The sequence below is a fragment of the Chenggangzhangella methanolivorans genome (genome assembly GCF_042648545.1).
GTDB classification, from domain to species: Bacteria; Pseudomonadota; Alphaproteobacteria; order Rhizobiales; family Methylopilaceae; genus Methylopila; species Methylopila methanolivorans.
This window is the reverse complement of sequence record NZ_JBHRXS010000016.1, coordinates 462,488-472,596: the sequence shown is the minus strand read 5'-3', so window position 1 is coordinate 472,596 and position 10,109 is coordinate 462,488. Positions and strand designations below refer to the sequence as shown.

General features: G+C 71.3%; 12 protein-coding genes. 3 read left to right on the top strand and 9 right to left on the bottom strand.

Annotation, left to right across the window (positions count from 1 at the left end; genetic code table 11):
* Positions 1–267 precede the first annotated feature (267 nt).
* From ACFOWB_RS24140 to ACFOWB_RS24125, 4 genes are all read right to left on the bottom strand, one after another.
* Complete coding sequence (locus ACFOWB_RS24140; RefSeq protein WP_261404859.1) at positions 268–681, bottom strand: VOC family protein; 414 nt, start codon at positions 679–681, stop codon at positions 268–270.
* 246 nt (positions 682–927) lie between these two features.
* Positions 928–2,199, bottom strand: coding sequence for a phosphoribosylamine--glycine ligase (gene purD / locus ACFOWB_RS24135; protein WP_261404858.1), 1,272 nt, complete (start codon positions 2,197–2,199; stop codon positions 928–930).
* A gap of 79 nt (positions 2,200–2,278) precedes the next feature.
* Positions 2,279–2,695, bottom strand: a complete 417-nt coding sequence (locus tag ACFOWB_RS24130) for a cupredoxin domain-containing protein (RefSeq protein WP_261404857.1) — start codon at positions 2,693–2,695, stop codon at positions 2,279–2,281.
* Between the two features lie 262 nt (positions 2,696–2,957).
* A complete protein-coding gene (locus tag ACFOWB_RS24125; protein WP_261404856.1) occupies positions 2,958–3,317 on the bottom strand; it encodes a plastocyanin/azurin family copper-binding protein in 360 nt (119 codons plus the stop codon).
* A gap of 126 nt (positions 3,318–3,443) precedes the next feature.
* Here ACFOWB_RS24125 and xseA point away from each other — a divergent pair, with 126 nt between their 5' ends.
* Positions 3,444–4,889, top strand: coding sequence for an exodeoxyribonuclease VII large subunit (xseA, locus tag ACFOWB_RS24120; protein WP_261404855.1), 1,446 nt, complete (start codon positions 3,444–3,446; stop codon positions 4,887–4,889).
* Between the two features lie 66 nt (positions 4,890–4,955).
* Here xseA and ACFOWB_RS24115 read toward each other — a convergent pair whose 3' ends face one another.
* From ACFOWB_RS24115 to ACFOWB_RS24100, 4 genes are all read right to left on the bottom strand, one after another.
* Positions 4,956–5,162 carry a hypothetical protein gene (locus ACFOWB_RS24115; RefSeq protein ID WP_261404854.1) on the bottom strand — a complete coding sequence of 69 codons (207 nt, stop codon included), beginning with the start codon at positions 5,160–5,162 and terminating at the stop codon, positions 4,956–4,958.
* Between the two features lie 149 nt (positions 5,163–5,311).
* On the bottom strand, positions 5,312–5,701 hold the full coding sequence (locus ACFOWB_RS24110; protein ID WP_261404853.1) for a DUF4112 domain-containing protein: 390 nt from the start codon (positions 5,699–5,701) through the stop codon (positions 5,312–5,314).
* Positions 5,698–5,856: a YqaE/Pmp3 family membrane protein gene (locus ACFOWB_RS24105; RefSeq protein ID WP_261404852.1), complete on the bottom strand. Its 159-nt coding sequence runs from the start codon at positions 5,854–5,856 to the stop codon at positions 5,698–5,700. Before ACFOWB_RS24105 ends, ACFOWB_RS24110 begins: the two co-directional genes overlap by 4 nt.
* Before the next feature lie 71 nt (positions 5,857–5,927).
* Positions 5,928–6,377, bottom strand: coding sequence for a nucleoside deaminase (locus ACFOWB_RS24100; protein WP_378149853.1), 450 nt, complete (start codon positions 6,375–6,377; stop codon positions 5,928–5,930).
* Positions 6,378–6,447: 70 nt separating this feature from the next.
* Here ACFOWB_RS24100 and ACFOWB_RS24095 point away from each other — a divergent pair, with 70 nt between their 5' ends.
* Together ACFOWB_RS24095 and rsmD are read left to right on the top strand one after the other, a co-directional pair.
* Positions 6,448–8,589, top strand: a complete 2,142-nt coding sequence (locus tag ACFOWB_RS24095; RefSeq protein WP_378149826.1) for a pseudouridine synthase — start codon at positions 6,448–6,450, stop codon at positions 8,587–8,589.
* Positions 8,570–9,130: a 16S rRNA (guanine(966)-N(2))-methyltransferase RsmD gene (gene rsmD, locus ACFOWB_RS24090; RefSeq protein WP_261404849.1), complete on the top strand. Its 561-nt coding sequence runs from the start codon at positions 8,570–8,572 to the stop codon at positions 9,128–9,130. Before ACFOWB_RS24095 ends, rsmD begins: the two co-directional genes overlap by 20 nt.
* 9 nt (positions 9,131–9,139) lie before the next feature.
* On the opposite strand, the gene ACFOWB_RS24085 is transcribed toward rsmD, so the two are convergent.
* On the bottom strand, positions 9,140–10,109 hold a 970-nt coding region (locus ACFOWB_RS24085), incomplete at its 5' end, for an SGNH hydrolase domain-containing protein (RefSeq protein WP_378149824.1).

The window sequence follows — 10,109 nt, the reverse complement described above, 5'->3', positions numbered from 1 at the left end:
AACAGCGTCTCGGTCCAGTGATGCACATGCGTCACGCGCTCTTCGAGATATTTGCTCATTCGCGAGGTCGTCCCGCTCGGTCGACGGAACGGCGGGCCGCTGCGTCGGGATAAATCACATCTAAAGAGGTGGATATATCTCAATTCACCTGACGGGCGCGATATAAGGCATTTCTGGCGGTATTCCAAGCGCATTCCCTGCAACGCCGCGTTGTCGGCGCTGCAGGGCGCGAGGTTGGGGGCTCAGGTCGCGGCGGGCAGTTCTGCCTCAGCATTCCGCGATCACGCTCCAGCTGACGCCGAAGCGGTCCGTCACCATGCCGAAGCTCGCCGCGAAGAAGGTCTTGCCCAGCGGCATCAGCACCGAGCCGCCCTCGGCGAGCGCGTTGAAGGCGCGTTCGGCGGCGGCGACGCCGTCGACGTTGAGCGCGAGCGAGAAGCCCGAGAAGCTGGCGGGGGTCGGATCGCAGCCGTCGGAGATCAGCAACCGGCTGCCGCCGACGATCAGCGAGGCGTGCATCACCTTGCTCTCGAACCCCTCGGGGACCACGCCGGGCGGCGCCGGGTCCGGGCTCTCGTTGAAGCGCAACAGCATTTCGCGCGTCGCGCCGAGATGGGTTTCGTAGAAAACGATCGCCTCTTCGGCGCGGCCGTTGAAGAACAGGTAGGGCTCGAGCTTCATGTCGGGTCTCCTTCGACGCGGATGTGTCATCCGAAGGACGATCGGAGCGTGACGATCCCGACAGGGGCGTAAAAAATTCGCGGCGCCCGTTGGACGCCCGACCCTCGGCCCGTCATCCCGGGTTCGACCCGGGATCCAGAACCACAAAGCGCCGCGAAAAATCTGCGCCGTCGTGTTCATGGATCCCGGCTCTTCGGCCGGGGCGACGGCGGCGGTTCCTGAGTCCGAGAGGCGAAGGTCTCGTCCTCAGCCTTCCTCGGCCTGCGCGGCCGCGCGCCAGCCGATGTCGCGGCGGCAAAAGCCGTCGGGCCAGTCGATCAGGTCGACGGCGGCGTAGGCGTTCATCTGCGCCTCCGCGGCGTCCGCGCCGAGCGCGGTGACGGCCAGAACCCGGCCGCCATTCGCAAGCAGCCGGTCGCCGTCGCGTCGGGTGCCGGCGTGGAACACCGAAACGTCGTCGCGCGCCTCCGCCGCCTCGAGGCCGCGGATCTCCGACCCCTTCTCGTAAGCGCCCGGATAGCCGTTCGCCGCGAGCACCACGGTGAGCGCGGTCTCGTCGCGGAAGCGCGGCGCGACGCCCGCGAGCTTGCCGTCGACGGCCTTCTGGAGAAGCTCCAGCAGATCGTCCTCGAGCCGCGGCAGCACGACCTCGGCCTCCGGGTCGCCGAAGCGCACATTGTATTCGACGAGCCGCGGGCCGTCCGGGCCGATCATCAGCCCGGCGTAGAGGAAGCCGACGAAGGGCTGGCCGTTTTTGGCCATGGCGGCGACGGTCGGGCGGACGATCTCGGCCATGGCCTGCTCGGCCAAAGCGGGGCTCAGCACGGGCGCAGGGCTGTAGGCCCCCATGCCGCCGGTGTTCGGGCCCTTGTCGCCGTCATAGGCGCGCTTGTGGTCCTGCGCGTCGCCGAGCACGACGGCGGTGGTTCCGTCGACGAGCGCGAACAGGCTCGCCTCCTCGCCGGCCATGAACTCCTCGACCACGGCTTCGCCGCCCGCGCCGTCGGAGAAGATCGCGTCGACGGCGGCGTTCGCCTCGTCGATCGTTTCGGCCACCACCACGCCCTTGCCGGCCGCGAGACCGTCGGCCTTCACCACCACCGGCGCGCCGAAGGCCGCCACCGCTGCGCGGCCCTCTTCGGCCGTCCGGCAGCGCCGGAAGCCGGCGGTCGGGATGTTCTCTCGGGCGCAGAGCTCCTTGGTGAAGGCCTTGGAGCCTTCGAGCTGCGCCGCCGCCGCGGTAGGGCCGAACGCCGGGATGCCGGCCTCGTCGAGCCGGTCCACGACGCCTGCGACGAGCGGCGCCTCTGGGCCGACCACCACGAGGTCGACGCCCTCGTGTTTCGCCAGCGTCACGATGCCGTCGATGTCGTCGACCTGGACCGGAAAGCATTCGGCCAGCGCCGCGATGCCCGGATTGCCGGGCGCGGCGATCAGCCTCGTGAGCTTCGGGCTCTTCTTGAGCGAGGCGGCGAGCGCATGTTCGCGGCCGCCCGAGCCGAGGAGAAGGACGATCATATGAAAAAGGGCCCCTGGCTCGAATGAGACGGGGCCCTTCTATCGACGTTCCGCGCCGGACGAAACCGGCGGCCGGCGATTACGCCTCGACGATGACCTTGCCCTTCATCATCGGGTGCGGGGTGCAGATGTAGCTGTACTCGCCGGCCTGGTTGAACTTCACCGTGTAGGTGTCGTTCAGGTTCAGCATCTTGCCCTGGGCGCCCGGCTTGCCCTTCATCGGCCCGTTGCGGAAGTGGACGTTGTGCGCCATGCCGTCGTCCTTGTTGGTCCAGGTGATGCTCTCGCCGACCTTGACCTTCACCTCGGGCGTGCCGAAGGCCATGTTCTGGATGGTCACCTGCTCCTTGCCTCCGGCTCCTTCGACGACTTCCGCGGGCGGGGTCTCCTGGGCGAGGGCGGTTTTCGGGGCGATGACCACGGCGGCCGCGGCGAGGCCGGCGGTCGCGAGAAACATGCGCCGGTCGAGGGCGGGCAGGGCGTCGGCGGTGCTCATGGCGCTTCCTTGTTCTTGATGAGGTCCGGCCGAGAGGCTCCGCGGGCGCACGACGGCGTTCGACCGCCGCATGAGCGGCGCTCCGCGGGAACGGGACGGATCCGATCTCTAGGTTTCGTCGGCCGATCGAACCGACAAGCGTCGGATATATACGAAAAACCCGGCGAACAAGCGTCCGCCGGCTCTCCATCGAAGAAGTGATGATGTTCGAGTTCGAATGATTTCGAACTGAAACTTGGAATCGGTATAAAATTCGGCGGATTTACTCGACCACGACCTTGCCCTTCATGGTCGAGTGCAGTGTGTCGATATACTCATACGTGCCGCTCTGGGCGAACCTCACCACATAGGCGTCGCCTACGTTGAGCGTGCGCCCTTGCGCGTTGGCCGCGCCTTTCGCTGGGCCGCGGCGGAAATGGACGTTGTGGGTCGCGCCGTCGGCGTTCACCCATTTGACCGCCTGGCCGACCTTCACCTTGACCTCCGGCGTCGAGAACTGGGTCGCCTCGATCTTGACTTCAGGCGCGTCGGCGGGCGGCGGGCCTTTCATGATCTCGATCGGCGACGCCTGGGCGGCGATCGGGGCCGCGACGAGGAGCGCCGCGAGAGCTGGCATGCGCATCTGAGCCTCCTTTCGGAAGGTTTTTGCTCTGTTTTCAACGTTTTTGACGGCGAGGCGTTCCCCCATGGGCTCGCGCCCGCGCCCCGGCGCCGCTAAGTTCCCGCGCGTGATCGAGGAATCGCGCCCATGACGACGTCGCCGACCGCGCTTTCGAACGCGCCCGAACTCTCGGTCTCCGAGCTCTCGCAGTCGCTCAAGCGCACGGTTGAGGACACGTTCGGCTATGTGCGGGTCCGCGGCGAGATCTCCGGCTATCGCGGTCCGCATTCCTCGGGCCACGCCTATTTCGCGCTGAAGGACGAGGGCGCGAAGATCGACGCGGTCTGCTGGCGCGGCACGTTTTCGAAGCTGAAGTTCCGGCCCGAGGAGGGCATGGAGGTGGTGGCGACGGGCCGCCTCACCACCTATCCCGGCAAGTCCGCCTACCAGATCGTGGTCGACGCGCTGGAGCCGGCGGGCGTCGGCGCGCTCCTGGCGCAGCTCGAGGAACGCCGCCGCCGCCTCGGCGCCGAGGGCCTGTTCGCCGACGAGCGCAAGAGGCCCTTGCCGTTTCTTCCCGAAGTCGTCGGCGTCGTCACCTCGCCGACCGGCGCGGTCATCCGCGACATCCTCCACCGCCTCGCCGAGCGATTTCCGCGTCGTGTGCTGGTCTGGCCGGTTCGCGTGCAGGGCGAGACCGCGGCCGAGGAGGTCGCCGCCGCGATCCGCGGCTTCAACGCGCTGGCGCCCGGCGGCGCGATCCCTCGGCCCGACGTGCTGATCGTCGCCCGCGGCGGCGGCAGCCTCGAGGACCTGTGGAGCTTCAACGAGGAGATCGTGGTCCGGGCGGCGTTCGAAAGCGCGATCCCGCTGATCTCCGCGGTCGGCCACGAGACCGACACGACGCTGATCGACTTCGCCTCCGACCGCCGCGCCCCGACCCCGACAGCGGCCGCCGAAATGGCGGTGCCGGTGCGCGCCGATCTTCTCGCGACGACCGCCGATCGCGGCGCGCGGCTGAAGTCCGGCATCCTGCGCGGCCTCGAGGCGCGTCGGGTGGAGCTGCGATCGGCCTCTCGCGCCCTGCCGACGCTGGAGGCGCTGGTCCAGATTCCCCGGCAACGGCTCGATCATGCGGCGGCCCGGCTCGGGCCCGCGCTCGCCACCAACGCAGGCCGCCACCGGGCGCGGCTTGCGGCGGCTGGCGCGCGGCTGTCGCCGGTGACGCTGCGGGGCCGGATCTCCGCGGCGCGCGAGCGCGTCGACGCTCTGGCGACCCGCGCCGAGCGCGCCCGCCGCGCGCTGCTTGACAAGCGCCGCGCCGAGCTCGACGGGCTGTGGAAGTTCGCCGAAAGCCTCAGCTACGAGCGGGTGCTCGATCGCGGCTACGCGCTGGTGCGCGGCGTCGACGGCTCGCTCGTGCGCCGCGCGTCCGAGATCGACGCCGGACAGCCGCTCTCGCTGGTCTTCGCCGACGGCGAGGCGCAGGCGGTCGCGACCGACGGCGCCGCTCCGCCGCCTCAGCGCCCGGCGAAGCGCAAGGCGGAGGCGCAAAAGACGGAGCCGCCCCGTCAGGACGACCTGTTCGGCTAGAGTTCGATCCGCGAAACAAAAAGGCCCGCCGGAGGGCGGGCCTTCGAAGCGGGGCGAGCTGCGCCCTTACTGGGTCGCGACCTCGTAGGCGATCGCCGACGAGGCGATCGATGAGCCCCAAACGACGAGCGCGGTGCTGGTTCCCATCGACGGCACGGCGAGCAGCGCCCCGACGCCCGCCACCGCGAAACCGAGCGCCGCGCCGTAGATCGCGTCGTCGCTGACGCCTCCGCCGACAAGGTCGAGCTCTTCGGCCGTGAGTTCGCGCTTCATCTGAAACTCCCCGATGGTCACGCGGCCGACCGGTTCGACCGCTTGAGTGATCGACTGATCACAACACGGGGCGGACATGTCGACAAGCAACCGGGACGCGTGGCGTCCCGGTTCGCAGCGGCGCGGTTTCGTTGGCGGTCAGGGCCGTCTCAGTACCGGGTATGCCCGCCGAGGTGCCGGCGCAGCAGCCGCACGTTGCGGCGGTTGGCCTTCACGGCGAGGTCGAACACGGGCCCGACCACGGGGATCGAGCCCACCACCGCGTCGAACGCGACGTTGCCGACCATCTGGACGAGCGTCCCCCTGGACGCGCCGAGCTCGTGCGCGCGCTTGATCATGTAGGCCGAGATCAGCGCGGTCGACAGGCTGCCGGCGACCGGAACCACGGAGGCGACGGCGTCGAGGCCGAAGCGCCAGCCGGTTCCGGGGATGCGCCAGCGCGAGTCGAGCATGTCGGCGATCCGCTCCAGATGCTGGAGCGTCGCCTCGCGGTCGTCGACGTGGAGGCGGCCTGCGAAGCCGCTTGCTGTGGCGTTCATCGTCTCAGGAGCACCCAAATGGCGTGGATCTGACCGGGCACGAGCCCGCAGATGGTGAGGATGATGTTGAGCCAGAAATGGAGTCCAAGGCCGACCCGTGTGAACACCGCCACCGGCGGCAGGAACAGCGCGAGCAGGATCTGAACGACGGTCATTCGGCGAAGGCCTCCTTCGGGCGCGGGTCATGCGCCGTCTCCGGCGGTGAACGTCGTGCGAAGGCTTTCGTTCACGCCCCGGATATGGGGACGTCCCGTCGCTCGCGGAAGAAGGCGCGCAAAAGTTCGGCGGAGTCGCGCTCCAGGAAGCCGGGATAGACCTCCGGCGCGTGATGGCAGGTCGGCTGGTCGTAGAGGCGAACGCCGGACGTGACGGCGCCGCCCTTCGCGTCCTCGGCGCCGAAATAAAGCCGCCGGATGCGCGCGAACGAGATCGCGCCGGCGCACATCGGGCAGGGCTCCAGCGTGACGTGAAGGTCGCAGCCGACAAGCCGCTCCTGGCCGAGCGCCTCGCACGCCATGCGGATGACGAGCACCTCGGCGTGCGCGGTCGGGTCGTTCATTTCGCGCGTGCGGTTGCCGGCCGCGGCGATCAGCGCGCCGTCCTTCGTCACCACTGCGCCGATGGGCGCCTCGCCCCGCGCGGCCGCCGCGCGGGCCTCCTCGAGCGCGATCTCCATCGGCGTCCTGTCAGCCTTGTGCGTCTCGGCGCTCGTCAACGTGATCCCGCCATGCTACTCGCGCTCCGTCATGACCGGATCCGACGATACACCCGCCGCCCCGACCGAGGACGCGGCGCCCGACGACGCTCAGGCGAACGCCGAGGAGAACCGACGCCGCCCCGGCGAGCGCCTCGCCAAGGCGATCGCGCGCGCAGGACTAGGTTCGCGCCGCGAGGCCGAGGCCTGGATCGAACAGGGCCGCGTCGCCGTCAACGGCGAAACCATCGCGAGCCCCAACCACAATGTCGAGCCGGGCGACCGGGTCGAGGTCGACGGCCGTCCGCTGCCCGAGCGCGAACGGACGCGGCTCTGGCTCTATCACAAGCCGCGCGGCTACGTGACGACGACGCATGATCCGGAAGGGCGCGAGACCGTGTTCTCGATCCTGCCCGAGAGCATGCCGCGCGTGATGACGGTCGGCCGGCTCGACATCAACACCGAAGGCCTGCTGCTGCTGACCAACGACGGCGGCCTCGCGCGCGTCCTCGAGCTGCCGGACACCGGCTGGCTGCGCCGATACCGCGTGCGCGCCTTCGGCAAGACCGACGCGAACGCGCTCGGAAAGCTGAAGGAGGGCGTCGAGATTGACGGCTTCGCCTACGGCGCGATCGACGCCGAGATCGAGCGGCAGCAGAAGGACAACGTCTGGCTGCGTTTCGGCCTGCGCGAGGGCAAGAACCGCGAGGTCAAGCGCGTCGCCGAGCATCTTGGCCTTGCGGTCAACCGGCTGATCCGCATCTCCTTCGGTCCCTTCCAGCTCGGCGAGCTGCCCGAAGGCGCCGTCGAGGAGGTGCGCACCCGCACGCTGATCGACCAGCTCGGCAAGCGGCTCACCGAAGAGGCGGGCTGCGACTTCGACGCGCCCGTCTTCGGCTCCGGCGAGGACGCGCCGCGCAAGACCGGCGGCCGCGGCAGCGCGGGCCGTTCCCAGGAAGACGCGCAGCCCGAGCGCCGGCGCGTGATGGATCCCTCGCAGCGCGTCGGCCGCCGCGCCTCGATCGCGCGGCCGCGCGACATGGCCGCGCCGACGTCGGCGGGGGATGCGCAAGCGCCCGAGACCCGGACCAAGCGCGCGGCCCCGGTGGCCGATCGCCGCGGCAGGCAGGTCAAGGTCGAGCGGGTCACGCGGACCGATCCCGAGGCGGCGCCGAAGCGGTTCCGCAAGAAGGACGCCGGCGCGGCCGAGCGTTTCGGAGCCGCCGGTCGCCCGCCGCGGCCGGAGCGCGAAGAGCGTAAGGGGCCGGGCAAGGCCGGCGGCAAGGGATTTGCGCGCGGCGCCGGCGACCGTCCCGGACGTGGGTTCGGCGGCGCCGACGGCGCTCAAGCGCGCCCGCCGCGCGGCCGCGACGCAGGCGAGCGCTTCAGCCGGGGCGACGGCGACAGGCCGCGCCGCGCGCCGGAGGGCGAGCGCCCGCGGCGCGACGCGTTCGAGCGGCGTCCGCGCGAAGACGCCGCGGAGCGTCCCGCCCGCGCGCCCTCGGACCGTCCGCGCGTCTCGACGCCGCGCTGGCGCGACGACTCTTCGGGAGAGGCCGCGCGCGAGCGCCCGTCCGGGCCGCGTCCGCCGCGCGGAGACCGTCCGCAGCGAGAAGACCGCCCGCAGCGCGGGCGGCCCGAGGGCGATCGCCCTCGCGGCCAGCGCCCGCAGGGCGACAGGCCTTCGCGTCCGCAGGGCGACCGGCCTCCGCGCGACGGCGACAGGCCCCAAGGCGATCGCAAGTTCGGCGACCGTAAATTCGGCGACCGTCCGCCGCGCGCCGAAGGCGATCGTCCGTGGGGCGACCGCCCGCCGCGTCCGCGGCCCGAGGGCGACAGGCCCCGCGGCCCGCGCCCGCAGGGCGACCGGGCTGCGCGTCCGCAGGGCGACCGGCCTCCGCGCGACGGCGACAAGCCCCGCGGCGAGCGGGCGTTCGGCGATCGCCCCCCGCGCGGCGATCGTCCGGCGCGGAGCGGCGAGGGCCGACCGCCGCGAGGCGACGCCCGTCCCCCGAGGCGCGACGGCCGTCCGGGCGGAGGATCTGGCGGGCCCGGCGGCGGACGTCCGTCCGGCGGCCCGCGCGGCCCGAAGCCGGGCGGCGGAAGCGGCGGCCCGAGGGGGCCGCGGCCGGGCGGCGGGGCCCCGAAGGGCGGCGGAAAGGGACGGCCGGGCGGTGCGGATCGTCGGCGGTAAGTTCAAGGGCCGCGCGCTGAAGGGCCCGGCCCCGGACTCGCGCGCCATCCGCCCGACCAGCGACCGGCTGCGCGAGGCCGTGTTCAACGTGCTCGCCCACGCCTATGGCGACCCGTGCGAGGGCGCGCGGACGCTTGACCTGTTCGCCGGCACCGGCGCGCTCGGGCTCGAAGCGATGTCGCGCGGCGCGAAGATCTGCGTGTTCGTGGACGAGGGCGCGGAGGCGCGCGCGTGCCTGCGCGCCAATGTCGAGACGCTCGGCCTCGGCGGCCAGACCAAGATCTTTCGGCGCGACGCCACCAAGCTGGGGCCCGCGATCGCCCAGGGGCCGTTCGATCTCGTGTTCTGCGACCCGCCCTACGGCAAGGCGCTCGGCGAACAGGCGCTCGCTTCGGCGCGCGAGGGCGGCTGGCTCGCCCAGGGCGCGCTCGTCGTGTGGGAAGAAGCGAGCGAGGCCGAAACGACGATTCCCGCCGGCCTCGATCTCATCGAACGACGCGTTTACGCCGATACGGCGATGAGCTTCCTCAAGGCCGCCTGACGGCTTCTGTCAGCGGGTCGGCGCGTCGGGGCGGCCTTGCGCCACCTCGCTCTCCATCACGGCCGAATAGAGCGGCGCGAGCGCGAGCGAGACGGCGGGCGTCACATGGTCGGCGTCGCGATAGAGCGGGACGCCGTCGCGCACGACGTCGCATTTCTTGGCGTCGCAGAAGTAGGAGTCCGGCTCGATCACGTCCGCGCCTCGGCGGGCCGCCGCCTCGCGGATGATCTTCGACGCCAGCCCATCCCGGCGCTCGACGACCTCGGCCGACGGCGAGAGCTCCACCTTGCGCCCCGCCATCATGGCTTTTGCGAGCGCGTAGGGCACGATGTAGCCGGCTTCCGGCACGCCGAGCACCACGACGGGCCGCACCCCCACGCTCCGCAGTTTGGCCAGCGTCTCGTCCATCGCTGCGGCGAACTTGGCGGCTTCGCCCGGCACGGGAGGCGCGACCTTCTTGGGGTCGAAGAACATGCCCTCGTCCCCGAACCCGTTTCCGAGCGCCGCGCGCGGCCAGCGCGCCACCATGAACACCAGCGGGATCTTCTCCTTGGCGAGGAGATCGAAGACCGCGTCGTTGACCTCGTGGCAGCGCTGGTTGGTGTCGTCGCGGGCGGTGAGCGTGCGGAAGTCCTCGAGCGGCGGGCAGGAGCCTGCGCCGACGAACAGGCCTTTCAGGCCCGCCTCGTCGCCGGCCTTGAAGATGCCAGGCGCAAGCGCCGCCGCGTGGCTGTCGCCCCATACGAGGAAGCGCGGTCGGCCTTCCTCGGGCGGCGCGCCGAGCGAGCAGAGGCGGCCGGCGCGAATGTCGTCGGGCGTCGGGCCGGTGCGGCCCCGGGTGTCGACGAAGCAGTGGTCGTGGCTGCGGTCCGGCGGGATCATGCCGTAGACCGCGCGCACCTCCGGAGAGAGGCGCTCCGGCAGGCCCTCGCTGTGCGCGAAGACGCCGCCGACCGCGCAGCAAAGCGCGGTGACGGCG